Below are 24,972 nucleotides of genomic sequence, written 5' to 3'. Positions count from 1 at the left end.
CTCACGAGTCTAGGCGGCCGCACCGACAGCCCGGGCCGCATCGGCGACAAGGGCCGCCCCGGACCGTGTGCGTACCGAGATCATCCACCCACGGAACGTGAGATTCCAGGCCGGTTCCCCGGCCCGTGGACCGACGCCAGGAAAAGGTCACGAAAATGTATCGGGCATATCGAACATCAACCTTCACAGGGACACCACGGGTTGGCTAGCGTGCTCCGACGGGTGCCCCGTACCCCCTTGAGGCGAACCGCGCCGCACGGGCGCCCCCGCCGAATCCGTACTCCCCCGAAGGGTGTCCGGAACCGGGGACCCACACGCAGCACCGGGGTGAATCGGTCCGTCTCCACAGGACCGTAGGGCAGCCTTCCGTTCCGCCCGAACCCGACAGCTAACCCGGTAGGCGGTCCACGGAAGGAGATGCCGGCCTTGGCGTCGCATCGCAAGCCGCGCACCCGGGTGCGCACCACCACCCCCGCCGTCGGTCTCACGACCGCGGCGCTCGCCTCCGTCACCCTGCTCTCCATGCAGAGCGCGACGGCCGCCCCCGCCGAGCCCAAGCCCAGCATCGAGGAAGTGCAGAAGAAGGTCGACGCCCTCTACCGGCAGGCCGGCACGGCGACGCAGCAGTACAACAAGGCGAAGAGCGCGTCGGCCGGGCAGCGCTCCAAGGTCGACGCGCTGCTGGAGGCCGCGGCGAAGCGGGCCGACAAGCTCAACGAGACGCGCCGGGAGCTGGGCAACTACGCCACCGCGCAGTACCGCAGCGGCTCGATCGCCCCGACGGCGACGTTCTTCCTCGCGGACGACCCGCAGTCGTACTTCGACCAGGACCAGCTGATGGCCCGGATGACCAGCCAGCAGCAGAAGGCGGTCGCCGACTTCCGTACGCAGCAGAAGGAGGCGGCGGCGAAGCGCGTCGAGGCGACGAAGAGCCTGGAGACGCTCACCGAGTCGCAGGCCACGCTGCGCACCAGCAAGCAGCAGGTGCAGACGAAGCTCACCGAGGCACGCTCGCTGCTGTCGAAACTGACCGCCGAGGAGAAGGCGCGGCTCGCGGAGCTGGAGCGCAAGAAGGAGGCCGAGGCCAAGCGCAAGGCCGAGGAGCTGGCCCGGCAGCAGGCCGCGAAGGAGAAGGCCGAGCAGGCCGCCGAGGAAGAGGCCGGGCAGGAGGAGGCCGGCTCGGGCACCGGCACCGGCACGGAGACCGGCGGCACGGGCTCCGACAGCGGCTACGCCTCGAAGGCCGAGAAGGTCCTGGCCTTCGCGCGCGCCCAGATCGGCAAGCCGTACGTCTGGGGGGCGACGGGCCCGTCCTCGTACGACTGCTCCGGGCTCACCCAGGCGGCCTGGAAGGAGGCGGGCGTCGATCTGCCCCGCACCACCTGGGACCAGGTCGAGGTCGGCACCCGGGTGGCCACGGCGGATCTGCAGCCGGGGGACCTGGTCTTCTTCTACGACGACATCAGCCACGTCGGCATCTACAAGGGCGACGGCATGATGATCCACGCGCCGAAGCCGGGTGCGAACGTCCGCGAGGAGTCGATCTACTACATGCCGATCTACGGCAGCGTGCGCCCCGCCTGACGCGCGGGAGCGCCGTCGGCGGGCGGGCCCGGGGCACAGCCCCGGGCCCGCCCGCCCGCGCTCAGGTCCAGAGCGTGGCGATGAAGATGTTGGCGACCGTCAGCCCGCCGACGGCGGCGAACGCACCCTTGTCCACCTTCTCCTCGTCCCGCTTCACATAGACGAGCGCCAGGATCACGATCAGGACCAGCAGCTTGACGCCGATCTTGACGTTGTTCACGCTCTGGTCGTCGGCCTGGTTGAGCCCGACCAGGGCGACACCCGTGACGAGCATGGTGAGCGCGCCGTGCAGCATGGCCGGGACGAAGCGCGCCGTGCCTGCCCCCATGGCCTTCATCTGGGTCAGGAAGCCGCCCAGCAGGGAGGCGATACCGATGATGTGCAGGGCCACGAAGACATTGATGAGTACGTCCATGGCCGCAGCCTAACCGCGGCCATATCACCACTCTTCGGCCAGGTACGACTTACTGATGAGTTCCCCCGGACCCTGCGCGGATTGCCGGACTCCGGTTGATTTTTCCGGTCAACCGACGGAAACGAAACAGCATATGAGGGCAATAGCTGTCATTACACCTCTTCCCTGTGCGACGGGTTTAGCGTCCTCCCAGGTGACCGGCTCTGTACCACCGCCCCCGTACCGGGCGGCCCCGGTCGCCCCGCCAGGAATCCGGCGGCGGGCCACTCCCCCCTGTGGTGGCCCGCCGCCGGACCCCGGCGGGCCCGCGGCACCCACCGACGGGCAGTCGAACGGAAGGACGCACCACCCTCGTGGCCGCCCATCGAGAAGCCGCTCACCGCAAGCCCAAGCAGCGTCTGTTCACCGGGCCTGCTGCCCGCACAGCAGCCACCCTCGCCCTCGCCGGGGCCGCGACCGCGACCGCCCTCGAAGGCGCCGCCCAGGCCGACCCCCAGCTCACCCCGGCCCAGGTCGAGGCCAAGGTCGACCGGCTCTACCACGACGCCGAGGTGGCCACCGAGAAGTACAACGGCGCGAAGGAGGAGGCGGCGGCCTCCGAGAAGTCCCTCGAAGCCCTCCGGGACGAGGCCGCCCGCAGGACCGAGCGTCTCAACGCCGCGCGCGACGCCCTCGGCTCGTTCGCCGCCGCGCAGTACCGCAGCGCCGGCATCGACCCCGCCGTCCGGCTGGCCCTCTCCTCCGACCCGGACGAGTATCTGGAGCGCGCCTCCTACGAGGACCGGGCGGGCGACCGCCAGGCCGGTGCGCTCCAGGGCGTACGCCGGCAGGTCGGCGAAATCGCCCAGCTGCGCGCCCGGGCCCAGGACGAGCTGGAGGTCCTCACCTCACGCCGGGCCGACCTGAAGAAGCACAAGGACGCGGTACGCGCCAAGCTCGCCGACGCCCGGAAGCTCCTGGCCGGCCTCACCGCCGGGCAGCGCGCCGACTACGAGCGCTCGGCCGACGCCGCGCACGGCGGCAGCGCCGTACGCGCCGACCGGGGCGTCCCGCGCGGCTCCGTGGCCGCCCCCAACGCCCGCGCGGCACAGGCCGTCGCCTTCGCGTACGGGGCACTCGGCAAGCCGTACGTCTGGGGCGCCACCGGCCCCTCGTCCTTCGACTGCTCCGGCCTCACCCAGGCCGCCTGGCGCGCGGCGGGAGTCTCGCTGCCGCGTACGACGTACACCCAGATCAACGCGGGCCAACGCGTGTCCCAATCCGAACTCGCCCCGGGAGACCTGGTGTTCTTCTACTCCGGGGTCACCCACGTCGGGCTCTACATCGGCGGCGGCCAGATGATCCACGCCCCGCGTCCGGGTGCCCCCGTCCGTATCGCGCCGATCAGCGAAATGCCCTTCGCGGGAGCGACCCGTGTCGCATAGGCTCCCGGGCCCATGGACACCGCTATCCAGAACTACGCCCGTACGCTCGCTCTCCGCTCGCCGGACCACTACCGGGTCGGCCCCTTCACGGTGCGCCACAACCCGGGCTGGGAGCTGAAGTTCGCCAACTACGCCATCCCCGACCAGGGGGCCGAGCCCACCGCCCAGGACGTCGCCGATCTGGTCGCCGCGTTCCGTGAGCACGACCGGCTCCCACGGCTGGAGTTCCTGCCCGCCTGGGCGCCCGCGGTCGAACCGGCCCTGCTGGCGGCCGGTTTCACCGTCGAGAACCGCGCACCCGTCATGGCCTGCACCGCCGACGACCTGCTCACGTCCAAGCCGGTGGACGGCCTCCGCATCGCCGAGCCCGTCACCGACGCGGAGTTCGCCTCCGCGGCCGCCGTCCAGCACACCGGCTTCGGCGGGGAGGGCGGCCCCGACGACGGCGAGATCGCCTGGCTGCGCCGGGCGACGGAGAGCGGTGGCGTCTCGGGACTGGCCACCGTGGACGGCCGGCCCGCCGGAGCGGGCGGCTGCTCGACCCCGGCCGACGGCATCGGCGAACTGGCCGGTCTGGCCGTCGCCGACGCCTTCCGCCGCAGGGGCGTCGGCGCGGCGCTCTCCGCCTGGCTGACCCGCACCGCGTTCGAGCGTGCCTTCCACACCGTGTGGCTGGAGCCGGGCGGCCCCGACGTCGAGCGGATCTACGCGGGCGTCGGCTACCGCAGGACCGGCGAGAAGCTCAACATCTCGCTCGACCCCACCTGAGCACGGGCCGGGCTCAGACCAGCCGACGCGCCGTGGCCCACCGGGTCAGTTCGTGCCGGTTGGAGAGCTGGAGCTTGCGCAGCACGGCCGAGACATGGGATTCGACCGTCTTCACCGAGATGAACAGCTGCTTGGCGATCTCCTTGTACGCGTACCCCCGGGCGATGAGCCGCAGCACCTCGCGCTCGCGCTGCGTCAGCCGGTCCAGGTCCTCGTCGACCGGCGGGGCGTCCGTCGAGGCGAACGCGTCCAGGACGAAGCCGGCCAGCCGCGGCGAGAACACCGCGTCGCCCTCCTGGACCCGGAAGACCGAGTCGACGAGGTCGGTGCCGGTGATGGTCTTGGTGACGTAGCCGCGTGCGCCGCCACGGATGACGCCGATGACGTCCTCGGCGGCGTCCGAGACGGACAGCGCGAGGAAGCGCACCGGGTTCTCGACGGCGCCCATCATCGGGGCGCAGCGCCGCAGCACCTCGACACCGCCGCCTCCCGGGAGGTGGACGTCGAGGAGGACGACCTCGGGACGGGTCGCGGTGATCACGGTGACCGCCTGATCGACGTCGGCGGCCTCGCCGACGACCTCGACCCCGGTCTCCTCGGTGCGGCCGATCTCGGCCTGGACGCCGGTGCGGAACATCCGGTGGTCGTCGACGAGCACGACCCGTACCCGGCGCTCCGGGCCCCCGGTCGCTTCGGTGTTCTCGGTCATTCGCTCGCCCTCTCCATCTCCAGTTCGACTTCCGTGCCCCCACCGGGCACCGAACGCAGCCGCGCCGTACCGCCGTTGCGCTGCATCCGGCCGATGATCGATTCTCGTACGCCCATCCTGTCGCCCGGAACTGCGTCCAGGTCGAATCCCGGCCCCCGGTCACGTACGGAGACGAAGACCGTGCGGCCCTCGACCTCCGCGAAGACCTGTACGGCACCGCCCTCGCCACCGTACTTGGCGGCGTTGACCATCGCCTCGCGTGCGGCCTGCATCTGCGCAGCCAGCTTCTCGTCGAGCGGGCAGTCGCCGACGACGACGACCTCCAGCGGGACCCCGTGCTTGTCCTCGACCTCGGCGGCGGCCCGCTTGACCGCCTCGGCCAGGGTCGCCGGTTCCTCGGCCTCCTCCTTGCCGGTGCCCTCCGGGTTGTACAGCCAGTTGCGCAGCTCGCGCTCCTGGGCACGGGCCAGCCTGCGGACCTCGCCGCCGTCGTCCGCGTTGCGCTGGATCAGCGTGAGCGTGTGCAGGACGGAGTCGTGGACATGGGCGGCGACCTCGGCACGCTCCTGCGCCCGGATGCGCATCAGGCGTTCCTCGGAGAGGTCCTGTGTCATCCGTACGAGATAGGGGCCCGCGAGCAGCGCGATCCCGGTGAGTACGGCGATGGCGGCGGTCAGCGCGGTGCCGAGCTGGGCCGCCGAGCCCCGCACCACCATGAAGGCGGCGAGGCCGAGGCCGACGAGCGCGACGCCCGCCAGCCCCCGGGCCAGTTGCAGCACTCGGCGGCGGCGGCCGACCTCCATCCAGCGGGCGCGGCGCGCGTTGTCGGCCTGGCGCCAGACCAGGACGGAGCCCGCGCCTATCAGCAGCGCGGGCCAGACGTAACGGTCCGCCTCGCTGCCCATGTCGACGTTGCCGACGAAGATCATGGCTCCGACGAGCAGCGCGACGAGGGCGAAGACCTGGCCCTTGTCCGGCTTGCGGAGTCTGCGCCGGCCGTCCGGGGCGGTCTCGAAGAGGGACCGCTCCACCCCGCCCATCCCGCCGCCCCCGCCGACCCCGAGCGGTACGACGATCCAGAACACGGCGTAGAGCAGGGCGCCGAGGCCGTCGGCGAAGAACAGTCCGAGGAAGACGAACCGGACCCAGGCGACGGGCAGCCCCAGGTGTCCGGCGAGCCCGCGCGCGACGCCGCCGAGCATCCGCCCGTCGGCGCTGCGGTAGAGCTTGCGCGGTGCCGGCTCCTCCGGGTCCGGGGCGTGGGAGCTCGGGGCTCGGCTCGTGGCTGCTGGCATGTACCGATCGTCACACGTTCCGGCGGGCCACGGCATCAGGGTCTGCCCGGACTCGACCCTGAGGAGGTCAGGGGGTGACCGGGCGGGCCCCCACCGGCCTCCGGGACGCAATATCAGGGATCGGCCAGGGTCGTCGCGGGTCCCACAAGGGCGTACGGGCCGTCACCATGGAGCCATGACCGTTCCCCAGGACGCCTCCCCCGGCGTCACACCGCCCCCCGGGCCGGCACCGCGGCTGCGGCGCAGCCCGCGGCAGAAAGTCGTGGCCGGGGTGTGCGGCGGGCTCGGCCGGTACTGCGACGTGGACCCGGTGATCTTCCGGATCGTGCTCGGCGTCCTCGCTGCGACGGGCGGCATCGGACTGATCTTCTACGGCTTCGCGTGGCTGCTGCTCCCGGTGGAGGGCGAGGACGAGAACGAGGCGCGCAGGCTGCTGTCGGGCCGGGTCGAGGGCGCCTCACTGATCGCGCTGGTGCTGGCCCTGGCGGGGTGCGGGCTGCTGCTGTCGATGCTGCACAACGGCGGGATGCTCGCCTTCGCGGCGATGCTGTCGCTGACCGTGATCGGCTTCTCGGTCTGGAGCCAGCACCGCCGGACGGCCCCGCCCGAGGACGCGCCGGGCTCCGCGTCGCACGCCCCGGGAAGCACTGCGCACGCCGCCGGCCACGGGGCCCCGCCCGAGGTGAAGGCGCCGCCCACGCCGGGCAGCCCGTCCTGGTGGCGGGACCCGATCGTCAAGGACGGCACGACCGGCCCGGCGGGGACCGGCTATCTCTGGGGTCCCGAGAACGCGGCGCCGGAGGCGGCGGAGCTCGGCAGGAACAGGCCTACGGCGGACGACCCGTACCGCCCGCCCTACCGCCCGACCGGCAACCGGGGCCCGCGCTCGATCGGCGGCCTCGTCCTCCTGCTCGCCCTGATCGCGGGAGGCCTCGGCACGGGGCTGAGCTGGGACACCCATCCACTGGGTACGAGCCTGCAGATCGGGCTCGCGGCGGCACTGGGGGTGTTCGGCCTCGGCCTGCTCGCCGCCTCCGTCCTCGGCAGGACCGGCTTCGGCACTGTCCTGCTGGCCATGATCACTGCGGGACTGCTGGCGGGGGCCTCGGCCGTCCCGGAGAACGTCGGCACCGACTGGGTCCGCAAGGAGTGGCGCCCGGCGTCGGTGGCCGCGGTCCAGCCGCAGTACAAGCTGGGCACCGGGGTCGCGAAGCTCGACCTCTCCGGGGTGACCGTCCCGAAGGGCGAGACCCTGCGCACCCGGATCGAGGTCGGCGCGGGCCGCGCGCTCGTCGTCGTACCGGCCGGGGTGACGGTGAAGGTGGACGCGGAGGCGGGCCTCGGCGACATCCAGTTCCCGTCCGACCGGCGCAAGGACGTGGACATCGCCCCCGACCGGCGCACCCGGCAGACCATCGGACCCGCCGAGAACAGCAAGCCCGCCGGCACCGTCGAACTGGGCATGGGAGTCGGCATCGGACAACTGGAGGTCACCCGTGCTGCGTCATGAGATCCGGCCGGGCCGAGCGGTGGCGGGCCTCGTCATGCTGACCCTGGCGGCCGGTTACGCGGCGGACGCGGCGGGCGCGTGGAACGCCCCGTGGACGTTCTTCGCCCCGGTGTTCCTCGGCGGCCTGGGGCTGGCGGCCACGGTGACCTGGGTGAGCTACCGGCTGCGGCGACGGCGGGAGGCGCGGAAGGCCGCGACGGAGGCGTCGGCACCGCAGCCCGCGCCCGGTGGTTCCACCATGGCGCCCTGACCACCGCGCGGCCCTCAGATACGCCCGCGGCGCCGGCCTCCTCGCCGGGCGTCCACCGACCAGTAGGGCGCTCCGGCCAGCAGCAGCGGCAGCCAGGCCATGAGGTAGACCAGGTCGTTGCCGTAGTAGTACGGCGTGCTCTGCCAGCTCACCGTCAGCCACAGGCTCAGCGAGATCAGCGCCCCGCCGAGCGCCGCGAGCCGCGCCCACAGGCCGGCCAGGGTGCCCAGGCCGACGAGGAGTTCGCCGATCGCGATGGCGTAGCCGAACCCTTCGGGGCTCTTCAGAGCCAGGTCGACGAGGCCCGGGATCGCCGCGCTGTCACGTACGCCGTTCATCATCTCGCCGATGGAGCCGGGCCCGCTCGCTGACAGGAACGCGCTGTCGGTCAGCTTGTCGAGCCCCGCGTAGACGAAGGTGACGCCGAGAAAGATCCGCAGAGGGAGAAGCGCGTACTGCCCCGCCCGGTCCCGGAGACTTCTCGGCTCGTCGAGCCCGTAGGAACCGCCCCTGTACCCAGTCATCACTGTCCCGCTTTCCGTTGGCCTTCCGACAGACCATACGTACGCCGGTTCGGTGCGGCTCACCAGGTGTGCGGATCAGTCCGTGACGTCGATGCGGCAGGAGTTGGTCTCCACGCCCGCGGCCGTGACGACCTGTACCTCCACCTCGCCGGGCTCGACCTCGACGGGCACGGGCACGGTGAGCACGGTGTCCGCCGGGTTGGCGAAGCCTCCGGTGACCGGGATCAGGGGCACGTGCACGTGTACGCGGCCGATCCTGACGACCACCCGTGCCAGCCTGTCGGGACTCCCGGCGCCCGGCGGCACGAATCCGGCGCCCCGGATCTCGATGTCGTCGCCGGTACGGATCGGGGCGTCCAGGTCCCCGGCCTCCCTGGCCCGGACGACCGACAGGATGACCGGCCGGCCGCCCTCCGCGTACTTCCCCGCGAAGTACGTCACCGCCGAGACGGCCACCAGGACCGCCAGGCCCCACGGCAGATCAGGCAGCTGCTCGGGGCGGCGGGCCAGGCGGACCGCGGCGAACAGCACGGCGACCGTACTGACCAGGACGTACTGCACGTCGGTGAAGCTGCCGCGTCCGGAGTCGTCGGTCAGCAGATCGGCGGCCCGCGGCCGGTCGGCCCGCAGCTTCTGCAGCCGCTGCCCCAGGACGCGTACGGTCACCACCCGGCGTACGACGACGGCTACGGCGCACACCAGCGCGAGCACGGACAGCACGCCGGCCGAGCGGACCAGGTCCAGCCCCTCGATCAGGGCGTCCCGGTCGGCGTGGGCCGACGCCCCGGCCAGCTGGAGCGCGAGGACGAGGACGGCGAAGACGGCGAGCAGCACCCAGGAGGCGGCGACCGTACGGGAGGTGGAGAGCCGGTTGTCCTCGCCGATCAACGGGGCGAGGAGGCCGCCGCGGGCCCGGTGGACGTGGGCGGCTCCCGTCAGCAGGCCCGCGGTGACGAGTGCGGCGAGCAGGCCCGCGGTGCGTGCGGTGGACCAGCCGGCGCCGATGGCGGTGACGGCTTCGCCGATGACCAGCAGGGCGACGCCGCCCCAGACCACGGTCAGGGTGCGTCGCCAGAGGGCGTGGAGCCAGGCGTCACCGGCCTCCCTGCTGCGGTCGGCGACGGTGCGGGCCGACTCGGTCAGCTCGTCCGACACCCACTGCCGGGACGCGGACACCGACTGGGCGACACCGCCGGGCAGGCCCTGGCCGGCGGCGAGTTCGTCCCGCTTGGCGAGGAAGGCCGCCACGGCCCGCCGGTGCCCTTCGCGCGCCCCGTGCGGGCAGTCGCCGCACGTACAGCCACCGCCGTGCGTACTTTTCGCCCTCGCCTCGTCCAACGCCACGGAGAACGCCGCCCTTTCCCGCCCCGGTACCAACCAACTCGCCTCTGATTTCTGCGAATTGTGCCGTACGGGGCTGCTCCTCCCCGCATCGGGGCGGCTCGGGGGCGCTCGTTGTACGGATGTGCGATTGTCAGGCGCTGAGCACGAGGTAGGCGAGGCCCAGTGTTCCCCGGTATCCCCCGTAGTAGCCGGTGCGGCGGGCGTCGACGGCCTCGGTCACCGCGGCGTGCAGCCGGTGCCCGGGATTGGCCAGCGCCCAGCGCTCGCCGCGCCCGATGTTGGCGGCGGACTCGAAGAGGTCCCACTCGCGCCGGTCGGCGACGGTCACTTGGAGCGGCCTGAGCCCGGCCGCCTCCGCCTGCCTGATCAGACCCAGGAGCGGGCCGAAGTCGTCCGGCTCCGCGCCGAGGCCCTCCAGCGCGGCGGACGAGGGCTCGCGCTCCCAGAACCCGTCCCCGAACAGCACCCGGCCACCGGGACGTACGGCGGCGCGCAGAGCTTTCAGCGCCTCCGGGGTACCGCCCGGCCAGGCGTGCGAGGAACCGATGGAGACGGCGAGGTCGTAGCCGGTCGCCGGATGTCCGGCCGCCGGGACCTCGTGGAACCGAACCCGGCCGGTGAGCCCTCGCTCCTCCGCCAGGCGGCGTCCCCGGGCAACGGCTTCCGGGTCGGTCTCGATGCCGTCCCCCGTGGAGCCGGGCGCTGCCTCGACCAGACGCATCAGCAGCTCACCCCAGCCGCTGCCGAAGTCGGCGATCCGGGCGCCGGGATCGGGGGCGCAGGCCGAGATCAGCTGGGCGGCGTGCTCCTCGGACAGGGGGGTGTTCCAGGTGAGGCGGTCGTTGCCGGGGGCGGACATGACAGCGCGGACTTCTTCGGCGGACATGGGGACGCACCATTCCACGGCTGAATGAGCTCTGCCACCGAATTGGAGAGGGCGCCCCGGCGTACCCAGCGGATACGACGATGCCGCCGCCCAAACGAATGAGCGACGGCAACGGCTTGGACCTCAGGGCGCGGGGATCACTCCCACTCGATCGTCCCCGGCGGCTTGCTCGTCACGTCGAGCACCACGCGGTTGACGTCGGCGACCTCGTTGGTGATGCGGGTGGAGATCTTCGCCAGCGTCTCGTACGGCAGGCGCGACCAGTCGGCCGTCATGGCGTCCTCGGAGGAGACCGGGCGCAGCACGATCGGGTGGCCGTAGGTACGGCCGTCGCCCTGGACACCGACGCTGCGGACGTCCGCGAGCAGGACCACGGGGCACTGCCAGATGTCACGGTCCAGGCCGGCCGCCGTGAGCTCCTCGCGGGCGATGGCGTCGGCCTCGCGCAGCAGGTCGAGCCGCTCCTTGGTGACGTCGCCGACGATACGGATCCCGAGGCCGGGGCCCGGGAACGGCTGGCGCTGGACGATCTCCTCCGGCAGGCCGAGCTCCTGGCCGACCATCCGGACCTCGTCCTTGAACAGCTGGCGCAGCGGCTCGACGAGCTGGAACTCGATGTCGTCGGGAAGCCCGCCCACGTTGTGGTGGGACTTGATGTTGGCGGTGCCGGTGCCGCCGCCGGACTCCACGACGTCCGGGTAGAGCGTGCCCTGGACGAGGAAGGCGACCTCGGGGCCGTCCTCCTGGAGGATCTCCAGCTGGGCCTGTTCGAAGACGCGGATGAACTCGCGGCCGATGATCTTCCGCTTCTGCTCCGGGTCGGACACACCGGCCAGGGCGTCGAGGAAGCGCTTCTCCGCGTCGACGACCTTCAGCTTCGCGCCGGTCGCGGCGACGAAGTCCTTCTCGACCTGCTCGGTCTCGCCCTTGCGCATCAGGCCGTGGTCGACGTACACGCAGGTGAGCTGGGAGCCGATGGCCTTCTGCACGAGGGCCGCGGCGACCGCGGAGTCCACGCCGCCGGAGAGGCCGCAGATGGCGCGCTTGTCGCCGACCTGCTCGCGGATCAGAGCGATCTGCTCCTCGACGACGTTGGTGGTCGTCCAGGTCGGCTCGATGCCCGCGCCCCGGTAGAGGAAGTGCTCCAGGACCTGCTGGCCGTAGGTCGAGTGCATGACCTCCGGGTGGTACTGGACGCCGTAGAGCTTCTTCTCGTCGTTCTCGAAGGCGGCGACAGGGACGACGTCGGTGGACGCCGTCACGGTGAAGCCCTCGGGGGCGGCGGAGCAGGCGTCGCCGTGCGACATCCAGACCGACTGCTCGGAGGGCGTGCCCTCGAAGAGGGTGGAGCCGGCCTTGGAGACCGTGAGCGGGGTGCGGCCGTACTCGCGGGCACCGTTGTCGTCGACCGTGCCGCCGAGGGTGGTGGCCATGATCTGGAAGCCGTAGCACATGCCGAAGACCGGGACCCCGGCCTCGAAGAGCGAACGGTCGAGGCTGGGTGCGCCCTCCGCGTACACCGACGACGGTCCGCCGGACAGGATGATCGCCCGGGGGTTCTTCGCCAGCATCTCGGCCACCGGCATCGTGGACGGGACGATCTCGCTGTAGACGCGGGCCTCGCGGACGCGTCGGGCGATGAGCTGGGCGTACTGGGCGCCGAAGTCGACAACCAGGACGACGTCGGTCGTGGTGTCGGGGGCGGCGGGGGGTGCTGCTGGCACGGGGCGGCCTTCCGGCGGTGGAGAGGGGTCGGTCCTCCCAATTCTACCGGCCTTGGGACATGACCCCGCCGGGCTCCCGTCTCACCATCCGGGCCCGGCGTGGACCCCGGCCCGGGGCGGGGTCCATACTGGCTCCATGCGTCAGCACACGATCTTCGTCTTTACCTATGGCACCCGGCCCGCCGGCTGCCATGGTCGTGCTGCTTGAGCAACTGACAAGCAACGTTCCAGGCGCCCCGGGCCGACAGGCCCGGGGCGTTCTGGCGTTCGGGACCTGTCGCTCCGGGCCCTCAGCCCACCGGGAGTCACAGATGACCAGCACCGCACCCACGAAGACGGCCGCCGAGCGGACCGGCGCGCACACCGACGAGGCCGCGTCCCTGATCGGGGGCGCCCGCACCCGCATCGACGCGCTGGACGACCGGATCATCGGCCTCGTCCAGGAACGGATGGCCGTCTCGGCGGTCATCCAGGAGGCGAGGATCACGTCCGGAGGCCGCCGGGTGAACCTCTCGCGGGAGATGGACGTCCTCAGCCACTACAGCGATGCCCTGGGCAAGCCGGGCACGGCACTCGCCATGACGCTGCTGGAGCTGTGCCGCGGCCGGGTGTGACGTACGGGAAGGCTGTACGGCCGCACCCGCGTTCGGTCCGGGTCTCACCCGTACGGCGCGTGACCGGGCCCGGACGGCTTCGTTGGTCCGTGTGTCCGTGCCAGCCAGGGGCGGCATCGGTAGGAATCCACGCGTGGCTCCGCCGGGACGTGTGGCGTACCGCAGGTACGCCGTGGGACCACGATCCGGCGCGTGTGACCGGTCGGCAGGGGACAGCAGCCCGGTCACCCATGTGCGGCCGGTTCCGGGGACGCCCGGGACCGGCCGCCTACGGACCGTCGTGAGCGGCGGCCTCAGGCCTGCCGGGCCCGGCGCCGGTTCGTCGCGTACAGCACGCCACCCACGGCCAGGGCCATCACCGCTCCGCCGGAGGCCATCAGTGCGACCGAGCCGGTGGAGGCGAGGCCGCCACCCGTGCTCGCCGACGCGGTGCCGGACGAGCCCGTGCTCCCGCTCGGTCCCGAGCCGGAGGACGTGCCCGAGGTGCCGGACGTCCCGGAGTCCTGGCCCGCCGTGTCACCGCCCGCGGAGCCCTCGGTGGCCCCGCCCGTGCCGGTTGCGCCGTCCGACGTCCCGCCGGTGTCCTCGGAGCCGGAGCCGTCGTCGTTGAGCACCAGTCGCGCGGTGTTGTCGGCCGGCTTCGGGTCGAAGGGCAGTTCGGGGTCGCTCAGCCAGGTGTTGCGGATCCGGACGGCGCCGTCGGCGTTCGGGACCAGTGCGGTGATCTTCAGGTCGAAGGGCAGCGAGACGTCGGCCCCGTCGCGCACGGTCATCGACGTGTTGCAGACGTAGCGGGGTGCGCGGTTCTGGTCCTCGCGGTACTTGCCGTCCGCCGTCACGCCCCGGCAGGACTCCGGCTTGCGGGTGACCTCGGCGCCCTCGGGGACGGTGAAGTCGAAGGCGGCGACGGGCTCGCCGGACCGGATGTAGCCGATCCAGGCCGGTCCGTCGTTACGGAAGCCGATGTCCGCGGTGACGGTCTCCCCCACGTCGCCGTCGGCCTTGCCGCCCACGGCGACGAAGTTCGCGGTGTTCTCCGTACGGAAGTCGATCTCCTGCTGGTTGTCCCAGGGGTTCAGGTCCGCGCCCCGGGCGGAGGAGGTGACCTGCTTCATGGTCAGTTCGGGGCCGGTGCCCCGGGTGAAGGCCGCGCCCGCGCGCTGCGCGGAGCGCTGTGCGGCGCTGTCCTCGTTGATGCGGTAGATGAAGGTGTCGTAGAACGCGCGCTCGGTGGCCTTGACGGACAGGGGCTCCGCCAGTGTGTAGGTGGCGCCCGGTTCGTAGGAGCCCGGGACCGAGCACAGGGCGGTGGCCCAGGCGAAGCCGTCGAACGGCTCTTCCCCGGCCTCACCGTTGTACTCGCAGTTGGCGTAGCGCTCGGGGATCTCCATCCCGCGCGAGTACCTCAGGGTCAGCAGGACGCCGTCGGCGGCCGTGGTGCCCTTGTTGGTGAAGGTGATCGGGGCGGGCTGTACGTCGCCCGGCTCGAGCTCCTGCTTGAAGGGGAGCTGCTTCATGACCAGGTCGGGGCCGCCGACGGTCACCTTCGTCGAGAAGGGCGTGAAGGTGACCCCGTCCGCCGATCCGGTCACCTCGATGGTGCCGGAGGCGCCGTCCTTGCTGCCCTTCGCCGCGGCGAGGTCGAAGTCGGCGATGGAGCTGAGGCCCGCGTAGACGCCCCAGTCGTGGCAGACGGCCGTGGTCCCGGTGATCTCGCAGTCCGATCCCGTGTCCTCGGCCGGGGTCAGCTCGGCGACGCCCGCGATGCCGCTGAGGTCGAGGGTGTAGGTCACCTCGCCCTCGTAACCCATGCTCTCCTCGTCGGGGTCCGGGTTGTGGACGGTGAGCCCGAGCGAGGACTTCTGGGGGCTCCCGGTCTCCGGGTAGGGGTGCAGGGCCGTCTCGGCCGGGCCTCCGAGCGTGAAGACCGGGCCGTCCGCCTGCGCGGGGGCGGCCACGGCGAGCGAACCGGCGGCGAGCAGCCCGGCGGCGGCGAAGCCGCCTGCCGTCCGGCGCAGCGCTGTTCTCGGGGAAAGGCGTGTCATCGCGAACCTCTGGGGATCGGCGGAGCTGTGTGACTGCTGTGACGCAGTACGGGTTCGACCACGCAGGGGTGCGAACAGTTGCTCCGGCCAAGATCACGGATTGGGCACGGCGCGCGGGTGTGGCGGGCGCCACATAAAGATTCTGTGAGACCCAGGACAACCGTTTTCGCACCTCACAGGTCATGCATGGCGAACACACCGGCTTGATCCGTCCCCACAACGGCGGCCCGTTCATTATTTTCAGACGTACCGCAGCCCACGCGGTACCACGGACCCGCTGAGGCCCCAGATGAAGCTCCGCCGCACACTGGCACTCGCTGCCGCCACCGCTGTCATAGGCCCGGTCGTCCTGCTCTCGGCACCGGCCGCCTTCGCGGACGTCGAGACCACGACGACCGAGAGCCCTTCGGCCACGCCGACCGAGACGGAGAGCGAGTCGCCGTCCCCGACGGCGACCCCCGAGAACACCGAGTCCGCTTCGCCGTCCGTGACGCCGTCGGCCACGGAGTCGTCCGAGGGCATCACCCCCGGGACGGCCACCCCGACCCCGACCGCCACCGAGTCGGAGACGGCGTCCGCGACGCCGACGCCCACCGCTTCGGAGACCGACGAGGAGGAGGGGGAGGAGCCGCTCGACGCCTGCGAGCCGCGTCCGCTCGAACTCTCCATCAAGGGCCTCTCCGGCAAGATCGTCCGGGGGAGCGGCTGGGACCGGTTCACCCTCAACGTCTACAACGACTCGGAGAAGACCGTGAAGAACATCGCGTTCTTCGCGGGCGCCGCCGCCGACAAGGCGGGCACGCAGCTCTTCACGACCAAGCAGGTCCGGCTCCAGGCCCTCGACGAGGCGAACGGCACCTGGGAGGACCTGGAGGACCTGGGCACGTCATCCGGCTACGTCGGCCAGACCGACGAGATCAAGCCCGGCTACGAGGTCGACATCGACCTGCGCCTCAAGGTGGAATCGAGCGCCCCGGTGGGTGCCGGCTTCAGCCTCGGCGGCGGGCTCGTCTTCGGCGAGGAGCTGGAGGCCGTTCCGTGCTTCACCGACGTCGCCTACAGGTTCCAGATCGTCAAGGCCGGTGACGACGACGGCGCGAAGCCCCAGGAGGGCGGCAAGGTCCCCGTCCCCACCACGAAGCCGGCCGCCGACACCGCCGAGGTCACCGGCAGCCTCGCCGAGACCGGTTCGTCCTCCAGCACGTCGGTGATCGCCCTCGCGGGCGGCGCGGCCGTGGTGCTGGGTGCCGGTGCGATGTTCGTCGTGCGGCGCCGCAGGAACGGTGACGCCGCCGCGTAAGGCGCGTCGCCCGTAGGACCGCGAAGGGGCTGCACTCGGAGGGGGGTGCAGCCCCTTGGCGTTCCCGGAGTCAGGCGTCCGACGCGGCCTTCTTCGGCGGCACCGCCGGAATGCCCAGGAACGGCAGCTTCAGCGCGCCGAACGCCTCCTTCGGCACCGCGGGCGCCTTCGGCTCGACGGCGGCGAGCCGTTCGTACGCCGTGTCCTGTGCCGGGCGCGGGTCCGTCTCCCCCTTGTTGGGCCAGAAGGACATCGCGCGCTCCGCCTGTGCCGTGATGGTCAGCGAGGGGTTGACGCCCAGGTTGGCGGAGACCGCGGAGCCGTCGACCACGGAGATGCCGGGGTGCCCGTACAGCCGGTGGTACGGGTCGATGACGCCCTCGTCCGGGCTCGCCCCGATCGGGCAGCCGCCGAGGAAGTGCGCGGTGAGCGGGGTGCCCATCAGCTCCCCGATGTTCGATCCCGCGAAGCCGTTGATCTCCTGGGCGAGCAGCGTCGCGCCCTGGGTGGCCTCGGCTATCTGGGTCGGGTTGGGCGAACCGTGGCCCTGGCGGGCGGTGAGCAGGCCCTTCCCGACGCCGCCCGGCTTGCGGTACGCGGTCAGCGAGTTGTCCAGCGACTGCATGACGAGCCCGATGATGGTCCGCTCCGACCAGCGCCGGTTGGACAGCGAGCGCATCAAGAGCCACGGGTGCCGGGCCACATTGCCGAACCAGCTCAGCACCCTGTGGGTGCTGTAGGGCACCTGGAGGATGGTCAGCGCGCCCATGGCGTTGGAGCCCTTGCCGTAACGCACCGGCTCGATGTGGGTGTTCTCGTCCGGGTGGATCGACGAGGTGATGGCGACGCCCTGGGTGAAGTCGGCCTTGGCGGTGCCGTGCTTCTTGCGGTAGCGGCGGTCGCTGGTCTGCGCCCCCACCAGGCCCTCGGAGTTGGTGCGGGTCAGCTCGCCGAGCCGGGACGACAGCCGGGGCAGCAGCCCTTCGTCCTTCATGGTGTGCAGCAGGGTCTGGGTGCCGTACGTGCCCGCCGCGACGATCACCTTCCGGGCCCGCAGCACGGACGGTGCCGCCTTGCGGCGCCGGTGCGTGGGCACGGTCGAGACGCGGTAGCCGCCGTCCGGGTCGTCGGTGACCGCGACGACGGAGGTCATCGGGTGGATGACGGCGCCGGCCTTCTCCGCCAGGTAGAGGTAGTTCTCGTTGAGGGTGTTCTTCGCGCCGTGCCGGCAGCCCGTCATGCACTCGCCGCACTGGGAGCAGGCCTTGCGGTCGGGGCCCGCACCCCCGAAGTAGGGGTCGGCCGTCTCCCCGCCGGGCTTCGTGCGCGCCGTGCCGTCGGCGTCCTGGCCGTCGCCGAAGAAGACGCCGACCGGGGCGAGGTGGAAGGTGTCGCCGACGCCCATGGACTCGGCCACGGACTTGAGGTGGACGTCCGCCGGGGTCACGGTCGGGTTGAGCCGCACCCCGAGCATCCGCTTCGCCTGGTCGTAGTACGGCGCCAGCTCGTCCTTCCAGTCGGTGATGTCCGCCCACTGGCGGTCCTCGAAGAACGGCGCGGGCGGCACGTAAAGGGTGTTGGCGTAGTTGAGGGAGCCACCGCCGACGCCCGCCCCGGCCAGCACCATCACCTTGCCCAGCAGATGCACCCGCTGGATGCCGAACAGGCCGAGCGCGGGTGCCCACAGGTAGTTCTTGATGTCCCAGGAGTTCTTGGGCAGCGTCGCGCGCGTGAAGCGGCGGCCGGCCTCCAGGACACCGACCCGGTATCCCTTCTCGCTCAGCCGCAGGGCCGAGACCGCGCCGCCGAAGCCCGAGCCGACGACGAGGACGTCGTAGTCGTACGCGTCGTCGTCCGCCGCCGGAACGGCCGGTGCGGCCTGATTCTGGGCAGGGCTGTCCTGGGACATGGCTCTCCTCGGTACGAAAAGGGCAGATAAGGGGTGGCTGAGGGGGTCAGCGCAGCCGGAAGGCCTTCATCGCCTTGAGACTGCGGCTCATGAAGGCGGCGTACTTCTCGTCGTCCATCCCGAAGGCCGGAGCGAGGGGGATCAGCCGTTGCTGGGCGACCGTCTGGGCCTCGGTGTACTTCAGGATGCCCTCGGAGCCGTGCCGCCGGCCGAGGCCGGAGTCCTTCATGCCGCCCATGGGCGACTGGACGCTGCCGTACGCGGGTGCGTACCCCTCGTTGATGTTGACCGTGCCGGTCCGCAGCCGCGCGGCGACGCGGTGTCCGCGTCCGGCGTTCTTCGTCCAGACACTGGAGTTGAGGCCGTACGGAGTGGCGTTGGCGAGGGCCACGGCTTCGTCGTCGTCGCTGAAGCGGTAGATGGAGACGACCGGGCCGAAGGTCTCCTCGCCGCAGACGGCCATGGGCGCCTCGACGCCGTCGAGGATGGTCGGCTCGTAGAACAGCGGACCGATGTCGGGTCGGGCGACGCCGCCCGCGACGAGCGTGGCGCCCTTCTCGACGGCTTCGGCCACATGACGGCTGACGGTCTCCAACTGCCGCTCGCCGACGAGGGAGCCCATGTCGGCGCCGTACGCGAGGGAGTTGCCGAGCCGCATGGCCTTCGTGCGGGCGGCGAAACGCTCCACGAAGTCGTCGGCGACCGACTCGTGGACGTAGAGCCGCTCGATGGAGATGCAGAGCTGCCCCGCGGAGGAGAAGCAGGCGCGGACGGCGCCCGCGGCGGCCTTCTCCACGTCGGCGTCCGCCAGGACGAGCATGGCGTTCTTGCCGCCGAGTTCGAGGGACACGCCGACGAGCCTGGCGGCGGCGCCCTGGGCGACCTCGCGGCCGGTGCGGGTGGAGCCGGTGAAGGAGACGTAGTCGGCACGGCTGACGACCTCGGGGCCGACGACCGGTCCCTCGCCGATGACGACCTGGAACACCTCGGCGGGCAGCCCGGCCTCGATCAGCAGGTCACGGGCCCACAGGGCGGTCAGCGCGGTCTCGGTGTCGGGCTTCATCACGACGGCGTTGCCGGAGACGAAGGCGGGGAGCGCGTCGCCGACGGAGAGTTCGAGCGGGTAGTTCCAGGGGGCGATCTGGCCGACGACCCCGCGCGGCTGGCGCAGTTCGGTGACCTTGGTGAGGGTCGGGACGACTCCGGTGTGCCGCTTCGGCTTGAGGTACGAGGCGGCCTTGCGCCCGTAGTGCCGGGCCGCGACGGCGACGGCCTGCACCTCCTCGTGGGCGTGCAGCCTGGCCTTGCCGGTCTCCAGCTGGATGAGGTCGAGGACCTCGGACTGGCGCTGCAGCACCAGGTCGTGGAAGCGGAGCAGCACGGCGGCCCTGGCCCGGACCGGTGTCGCGGCCCAGGCCGGCTGGGCGGCGCGGGCGCGGTCGAAGGCGGTCGCGACGTCCTCGGGGGTGGACTCGGGCAGGTCGGCCAGCTTCTCCCCGGTGAAGGGGCTGTGGTTGGCCGTACGGCCGGAACCGATGACGTCACGGGTCAGCTGGGCGATCACCTCGGGTGTGACCACGTCGGCGGCGGTGCGCGCACCTGCCGGGGCGGCGGCCACCGGATTGGTGCCGACGCGGGTGCCGGGGGCGGCGGTGGTCGTGGAGGCCTGCGAGTCCGTCATGAGGGCGAGAGTATGTCCACCCGCCCACTTTGGGTACCCGTGGGTAACAGGTTTTCACAGACCCCACCAGAGGCCCCTGCCCCGACCAGCCATACGGCCAGTGATCACTGGCGGTATAACCGCTGATCAGGGGCGATTCGCCGCCTTTCGCGGGATCGGACGTCAGGAATCGTGAATCCTCGGCCGCCCGGCCACCTCGGTGTGGCCCGTACGGGGGTGAGCCCCCTCAGCCCGTCTCCTCCGGCGGTTCCCAGCCGCGGAGCATCGTGTCGAAGAGCTTCCGGGTCTCGGCCCAGTCCCCCTCGGGCCCCGTCATGTAGAACGCGTACTCCGGCCCGCCCTCCTCGGCGAAGTACATCTGGTCGATGCCGTGGCGCGGGCCGGGGAAGTCCTTGGACTCGACCCAGGTGAACTCCCACAGGGAGCCGGGGCGGTCGCGGAAGACGTTCTCCTCCAGCAACAGGCGTTCGTACGCCGGCAGGCGCACGGCCAGGTCCTTCTCGATGCTCTGCATGTGCGCGTACGAGTTGTTGAAGTCGGGCTGCGGATCGAGGCTGATCCGGATGCGGTGCGCACCGTTGTCCGGGGTGTAGTCGATCTGGCCGTCGTTCAGCTGCCGCTCCCAGTCCTCGGGCACGACGAGGCTGAAGCCCTCGGGGTCGGTGACCTTCTTCCAGCCGTCGGGTATCTCCGGCCGGGCGGACCCGCTCTCCTTGCCGGACGCGTCGTCGGCGGCGGAGCCGGAAGGGGTGGGGGCCGGGCCGGCGGTGCTCAGCTCCGACGTGCCTCCGGTCGCTCCGCCGTCGTTGTCCGCCTTCATCGCGATCAGACCCGCGGCCCCGCCGAGCAGAGCGGCCACCGCGATGACGAGCAGCACCGTACGCCAGCGGCCCCGGCCGCGCGGGGCGGCGGGCGGAGCGGTGTGCGGAGGCACGGGCGGCGGGGGCAGGGACGGCGGGAGCTGGGCGGTGGAACCGTCCGGGCTGAAGAAGTCGCGCAGGTCGTCCTCGGAGACCCGCTGCGTCGGCACGTGCGCCTGCGCGGCCCGGGGCTTCCGCCCCTCCATCGCGTCCAGCAGCATGCGCTCGGCCTCCTCGGCCGTGGGGCGGTCCGCGGGGTCCTTGCGCAGCAGCGCGGTGATCACGGGCGCCAGCGCGCCACCGCGCAGCGGCGGGGGCGGCTCCTCGGTGACGACGGCCTGCATGGTGGAGATGGGGGACGTACGGCGGAAGGGCGAGCTGCCCTCGACGGCCGTGTAGAGCGTGGCACCCAGCGACCAGAGGTCGGAGGCGGGGCCGGGGTCGCCTCCGCGCACCCGCTCGGGCGCCAGATAGTCGATGGAGCCCACCAGTTCACCGGTCCTGGTGATGGTGGAGTCACCCTCGATCGCGGCTATCCCGAAGTCCGTCAGCAGGACCTGGCCGTCCCTGGCGAGCAGGACGTTGGCCGGCTTCACGTCACGGTGCAGGACACCCGCGCCGTGGGCCGCCCGCAGGGCGCTCAGCACATGGAGCCCGATCCTGGCCGCCTCGCGCGGCTCGACCTCGCCCGACTCCTTCGTCGCGTCGGCGAGCGAGGGCCCGTCGACGTACTGCATGACGATCCAGGGGCGGTTGTCGTACTCGAGGACGTCGTGCACGGTGACGACACCCGGGTGCGTGATCCGGGCCGCCGCGCGCGCCTCCTTCTGCGTGCGGGCGTGCAGCACGGCCCGGTCCGCCTCGGCGACGTACAGGCCGGCGGTCAACTCCTTGACGGCGACCGTCCGGTGGAGCACTTCGTCCTGGGCGCGCCACACCTTGCCCATGCCGCCTCGGCCCAGGACCTCCCCCAGTCGGTACCTTCCGGCCAGTACGAGCCCAGCGTTCGTGCCCTGCGCGTGTTCCACGTCTGTTCGCCCCGTTCCTTGGGACGCCAGGGTACGGACGGGAGGTGGTACCGGGAAACCTCGCATCGCTCACGAGACCGCACTGTGATGCTTGTCGCGCCGCGCCGACGCGCTGTCAGGAGCCCACGCGGTACGTGGAGATGGCCTGCTCGTAGATCTCCGAGACCTTGTCACGCTCGTTCTCCGGGCCGATGACCTGGACGACGTGATACCTGCCGTCCACGATCATGACCAGGTTACGGACGTACACCTGACGGCCGTCGCCCTCCTGCCAGGTGAACTGCCCCTCCGCCATGGCCTGTCGCCCGATGTCGACACGGCGCAGGCCGGTGGACGTGGCCCAGCTGGACTCCCTGAAGGGCTTCAGCTCGGGCTCCGCGGTCCGCTGGTAGTCCAGCGGGTCGCTCCCGTTGGCCTTGACGGTGTCCCGGCCGGGCACGACGAGCACCGTGAACCCGTCGCTGCCGTAACGGATCTGACGGTCGGATCCGGTCGCGCCGCGCTGCCATCCCTTCGGCACACCGATCTCGAAGCCCTCGGCGTCCTTGCGCAGCTCGTAGCCCTCCGCGAGAGCCACGGCGGAGCGGCTGGTCTGCGGCTTCTGCGAACCCGATGAGCCCGATGAGCCCGACGAGGCCGATTCCGACGGCCCGCCGGACGGCGCCGCGCCGCCGGACGGGCTGTTGCCGGGGCCCGGGGCGGCGGAGCCCGAGGGCGACGCGCCCGTTCCCGTCCCCGATTCCGACTCGGGCATGAACAGCATGGCGTAGGCGACGGCGGCCGCCATCAGCAGCAGGATCAGCACCAGCAGCAGCCGTCCCAGCCGTCGTGGTGCCCGGCCGCCCGGCTGCGGCTGGCGCAGCACCTTGGGCCCCTTGGGCTCGCGGGGCGCACGCGGCGGCTTCTCGTACACCTCCTGCTGCTCGTACGTCTGCGGCTGCTCGCGGCGCTGCGGCTTCCCCTGGCGGTGCCGGCCGTGCGCCGCGCCTCCGCGGCCCCGGCGACGACGCACCAGCTCGCCCCGGCGGCGTACTACCGGAAGGCGGGTGGCGTCGGCGGGCGGCAGCGTAACGATGTCGGCGCCGGCCTCGGGCTCCGGAGCCGAGCGCACGAGGGAGCGCAGCCATCCGCGCAGCTCCTCGAAGTCGGGCCGCTCCGTGGGGTCCTGACGCAGCAGCGACTCGACGACGGGCCGCAGCGGACCGCACTCCTCCGCGAAGGCGGGCGGCTCGCCGCACACCATCTGGACGAGCTCGGCGGCGTTCTCCTCCGGATACGGCGCGTGGCCCTGCACGGCGCGGTAGAGCAGCGCGCCGAGCGCCCACAGGTCGGTGGATGGGCCGATGGGCGGGGCGAGCTGCCAGTTGTCGTGGACCGGTCCGGCCTGCTCGGGCGCCCACCGCTCGGTGACCGCACCGACCACGGCGATGCGGGCCTGCCGGGCGCGTTCGGCGGCGAGGGGGGTGGCCGGGCCCCGGTATGCGGGGGTGGTGCCGCTTCCGGCGACGACCTCGTCCCATCCTCCGGCGGGCGTACGGGCGGCCACCGGCTCCGGCAGCAGCCGGTCCTGGCGCTCCGCCGGCCCGCTGCCGAGCCGCCGGGCGTCGGCGCGCAGCGCGTCCTCGCCGGAGCCGCCCGACCCTCCGGAGCCGCCCGCGGGCACGGGCCGGCCGGAGCCGGGGCCGTCGCCCCACGTGCCGGCGAGGTGGACACGCCGGCTGGGGGGTGCGGGGTCCGGGCCCTCGTCGTCGTCCTCGTCGTCCTCGTCCTCGTCGTACACGTAGGTGTACGGGTCGTCCGCCGCCCGGCCCCAGGTGGCGGGCAACTGCGGCAGTCCAGGGGCGGGAGGCGCGACGGGCTGCTGCCGCTCATCCGCACCGGGACCCTCGCCGGGGCCTTCGTCGCGGTCGTGCTCCGCGCGCTTCCGGTCCTCGCCCGCGCGGGCCGCGGCACGGGCCCCCGCACGGTAGGCGGCGATGGCTCCGGCACGGGCGGCGCGCAGCTGCGCGGCGCTCCCGGCACCGGGCTCCGCCGCGGGCAGGCCGGCGGGCGGCGCCACCTCGATCTCCCCACGGGGCCCGGGGGCCGGCACTCCGCCGGTGGCTGCCCGGGGGCCGGGCAGGACCTCCGGAGCGGACAGCGCGTCGGGGCCGGGCAGGTCGGCGTCCGGCTCGAACGACGCGGGGGGCTCGTACGGGCCGGACCCGAGGGCCGGGGGCTCGTACGGGTCCGCCTCGGCTGCCTCGGCCTCGTACGGGTCCGCCTCGGCTGCCTCGGCCTCGTACGGGTCCGCCTCGGCGGCCGGGGGCTCGTACGGGCCGGTGGGGCCCGATTCGACCGCCGGCGGCCCGTAGGCGTTCTCCTCGTCCGGATCCGTGCGAGGCCCCGGAACGTATCCGCAGAGCGCCTCCTCGGCCGCGCCTGCCGCGAGCCCGGTCAGCACGACCCTGCCGTCGTCGCAGACCAGCACCGTGCGGACCGTGATGTTGCGGTGCGTCCAGCCGTGCGCGTGCAGCACCCGCAGCGCCGTGAGCACGTCGGAGCCGATCTCGGCGGCCCGGTAGGGGTTGAGGGGCCGCTCCGCGAGGAGCGCGGCAAGCGGCCGGGCGGCCACCAGCTCGCTCACTATCCAGAGCGATCCCGCCTCGGCGAAGACGTCGAAGACCTGGTCCAGGCGCGGATGGTCGGGCACCTGGGCCGCCGCCTGCGCGGCCTCGATCGCCCGACGGACCGCGGGGTCCGTGGACCGCCGCACCGTACGCCCGGTGGCCCGCCTGGCCGAGGGGAGACCGTCGGCGTCGAGCACCTCCGCGTCCACGACCTCCGGCAACGGCACCTGCCGCACCAGGACTTCCTGTCCGCTGTACGTGTCGAAGGCCCGCGTCTCGACCAGCTCGAAGGCGTCGGACGGGGGCAGCGGAAGGCGGTAGCGGTCGGCAAGCACCCGACCCGCGTAGTCGTCCACGACGCCTCCCCAGAGCGCGCTGTCCCCCGGTCACCGAGACCGCACGAGTCCGTCAATTGCGGTCACTTGCTGTGCAATTGACCCTACATTCCGGCTGCGTACGGTCTTCGGCCTCTCACAATACGTGGCAAGTCGAT

Annotated in this window: 19 protein-coding genes and 1 riboswitch; of the genes, 7 read left to right on the top strand and 12 right to left on the bottom strand. The window is 72.3% G+C overall.

Annotation, left to right across the window (positions count from 1 at the left end):
- Window positions 1-257 precede the first annotated feature (257 nt).
- Window positions 258-419, top strand: a riboswitch (cyclic di-AMP (ydaO/yuaA leader).
- Window positions 418-1,584, top strand: coding sequence for an NlpC/P60 family protein (locus OG379_RS23775; RefSeq protein WP_405665056.1), 1,167 nt, complete (start codon window positions 418-420; stop codon window positions 1,582-1,584). It overlaps the preceding riboswitch by 2 nt.
- A gap of 61 nt (window positions 1,585-1,645) precedes the next feature.
- On the opposite strand, the gene OG379_RS23770 is transcribed toward OG379_RS23775, so the two are convergent.
- Entirely contained in the window at window positions 1,646-1,999 is a 354-nt protein-coding gene (locus tag OG379_RS23770) for a hypothetical protein (RefSeq protein ID WP_393762340.1), read from the bottom strand.
- A 353-nt stretch (window positions 2,000-2,352) separates the two neighbouring features.
- On the opposite strand from OG379_RS23770, the gene OG379_RS23765 reads away from it, so the two are divergent.
- Together OG379_RS23765 and OG379_RS23760 are read left to right on the top strand one after the other, a co-directional pair.
- Window positions 2,353-3,423: an NlpC/P60 family protein gene (locus tag OG379_RS23765; protein ID WP_405665053.1), complete on the top strand. Its 1,071-nt coding sequence runs from the start codon at window positions 2,353-2,355 to the stop codon at window positions 3,421-3,423.
- 12 nt (window positions 3,424-3,435) lie between these two features.
- Window positions 3,436-4,191: a GNAT family N-acetyltransferase gene (locus OG379_RS23760; protein ID WP_405665052.1), complete on the top strand. Its 756-nt coding sequence runs from the start codon at window positions 3,436-3,438 to the stop codon at window positions 4,189-4,191.
- Window positions 4,192-4,204: 13 nt separating this feature from the next.
- Here the strand turns inward: OG379_RS23760 and OG379_RS23755 are convergent, their stop codons facing one another.
- Both OG379_RS23755 and OG379_RS23750 read right to left on the bottom strand, forming a co-directional pair.
- Window positions 4,205-4,900: a response regulator transcription factor gene (locus tag OG379_RS23755; protein ID WP_099173788.1), complete on the bottom strand. Its 696-nt coding sequence runs from the start codon at window positions 4,898-4,900 to the stop codon at window positions 4,205-4,207.
- Window positions 4,897-6,195 (bottom strand): PspC domain-containing protein, encoded by a 1,299-nt coding sequence (locus OG379_RS23750; protein WP_405665050.1) that lies wholly within the window; start codon window positions 6,193-6,195, stop codon window positions 4,897-4,899. The genes OG379_RS23755 and OG379_RS23750 overlap by 4 nt, the downstream gene beginning before the upstream one ends.
- 175 nt (window positions 6,196-6,370) lie before the next feature.
- Between OG379_RS23750 and OG379_RS23745 the strand changes: the two genes are divergently transcribed.
- On the top strand, window positions 6,371-7,705 hold the full coding sequence (locus OG379_RS23745; RefSeq protein ID WP_405665048.1) for a PspC domain-containing protein: 1,335 nt from the start codon (window positions 6,371-6,373) through the stop codon (window positions 7,703-7,705).
- On the top strand, window positions 7,692-7,955 hold the full coding sequence (locus OG379_RS23740; protein WP_405665047.1) for a hypothetical protein: 264 nt from the start codon (window positions 7,692-7,694) through the stop codon (window positions 7,953-7,955). Before OG379_RS23745 ends, OG379_RS23740 begins: the two co-directional genes overlap by 14 nt.
- 14 nt (window positions 7,956-7,969) lie before the next feature.
- Here OG379_RS23740 and OG379_RS23735 read toward each other — a convergent pair whose 3' ends face one another.
- The 4 genes from OG379_RS23735 to guaA all read right to left on the bottom strand — a co-directional run bounded on the left by OG379_RS23735 (window position 7,970) and on the right by guaA (window position 12,433).
- Window positions 7,970-8,479, bottom strand: a complete 510-nt coding sequence (locus tag OG379_RS23735) for a DoxX family protein (RefSeq protein ID WP_405665045.1) — start codon at window positions 8,477-8,479, stop codon at window positions 7,970-7,972.
- Window positions 8,480-8,554: 75 nt separating this feature from the next.
- Window positions 8,555-9,823 carry a hypothetical protein gene (locus OG379_RS23730; RefSeq protein ID WP_405665044.1) on the bottom strand — a complete coding sequence of 423 codons (1,269 nt, stop codon included), beginning with the start codon at window positions 9,821-9,823 and terminating at the stop codon, window positions 8,555-8,557.
- Window positions 9,824-9,953: 130 nt separating this feature from the next.
- On the bottom strand, window positions 9,954-10,709 hold the full coding sequence (locus tag OG379_RS23725) for an SAM-dependent methyltransferase (protein ID WP_405665042.1): 756 nt from the start codon (window positions 10,707-10,709) through the stop codon (window positions 9,954-9,956).
- 137 nt (window positions 10,710-10,846) lie between these two features.
- Complete coding sequence (gene guaA / locus OG379_RS23720) at window positions 10,847-12,433, bottom strand: glutamine-hydrolyzing GMP synthase (protein ID WP_401513155.1); 1,587 nt, start codon at window positions 12,431-12,433, stop codon at window positions 10,847-10,849.
- 311 nt (window positions 12,434-12,744) lie between these two features.
- Here guaA and OG379_RS23715 point away from each other — a divergent pair, with 311 nt between their 5' ends.
- Entirely contained in the window at window positions 12,745-13,047 is a 303-nt protein-coding gene (locus OG379_RS23715; RefSeq protein ID WP_104788373.1) for a chorismate mutase, read from the top strand.
- A 293-nt stretch (window positions 13,048-13,340) separates the two neighbouring features.
- Here the strand turns inward: OG379_RS23715 and OG379_RS23710 are convergent, their stop codons facing one another.
- The gene (locus OG379_RS23710; protein WP_405665039.1) at window positions 13,341-15,092 is read right to left on the bottom strand and encodes a peptidase; all 1,752 of its coding nucleotides are present in this window, start codon (window positions 15,090-15,092) and stop codon (window positions 13,341-13,343) included.
- A gap of 289 nt (window positions 15,093-15,381) precedes the next feature.
- Between OG379_RS23710 and OG379_RS23705 the strand changes: the two genes are divergently transcribed.
- Window positions 15,382-16,392, top strand: coding sequence for an LAETG motif-containing sortase-dependent surface protein (locus tag OG379_RS23705; protein WP_405665037.1), 1,011 nt, complete (start codon window positions 15,382-15,384; stop codon window positions 16,390-16,392).
- Window positions 16,393-16,462: 70 nt separating this feature from the next.
- Here OG379_RS23705 and OG379_RS23700 read toward each other — a convergent pair whose 3' ends face one another.
- The 4 genes from OG379_RS23700 to OG379_RS23685 all read right to left on the bottom strand — a co-directional run bounded on the left by OG379_RS23700 (window position 16,463) and on the right by OG379_RS23685 (window position 24,835).
- Window positions 16,463-18,301, bottom strand: a complete 1,839-nt coding sequence (locus tag OG379_RS23700; protein WP_405665036.1) for a GMC oxidoreductase — start codon at window positions 18,299-18,301, stop codon at window positions 16,463-16,465.
- A 46-nt stretch (window positions 18,302-18,347) separates the two neighbouring features.
- Window positions 18,348-19,982 carry a succinic semialdehyde dehydrogenase gene (locus OG379_RS23695; RefSeq protein ID WP_393762385.1) on the bottom strand — a complete coding sequence of 545 codons (1,635 nt, stop codon included), beginning with the start codon at window positions 19,980-19,982 and terminating at the stop codon, window positions 18,348-18,350.
- A gap of 226 nt (window positions 19,983-20,208) precedes the next feature.
- Window positions 20,209-21,870, bottom strand: coding sequence for a serine/threonine-protein kinase (locus OG379_RS23690; protein ID WP_405665035.1), 1,662 nt, complete (start codon window positions 21,868-21,870; stop codon window positions 20,209-20,211).
- Between the two features lie 115 nt (window positions 21,871-21,985).
- Complete coding sequence (locus OG379_RS23685; RefSeq protein ID WP_405665034.1) at window positions 21,986-24,835, bottom strand: protein kinase; 2,850 nt, start codon at window positions 24,833-24,835, stop codon at window positions 21,986-21,988.
- Between the last annotated feature and the right edge of the window lie 137 nt (window positions 24,836-24,972).

It is taken from the genome of Streptomyces sp. NBC_01166 (genome assembly GCF_045039765.1).
In the GTDB taxonomy this organism is placed as follows: Bacteria; Actinomycetota; Actinomycetes; order Streptomycetales; family Streptomycetaceae; genus Streptomyces.
Note: the sequence above shows the minus strand (reverse complement) of the source record. Positions and strands in the feature narration are given on the sequence as shown.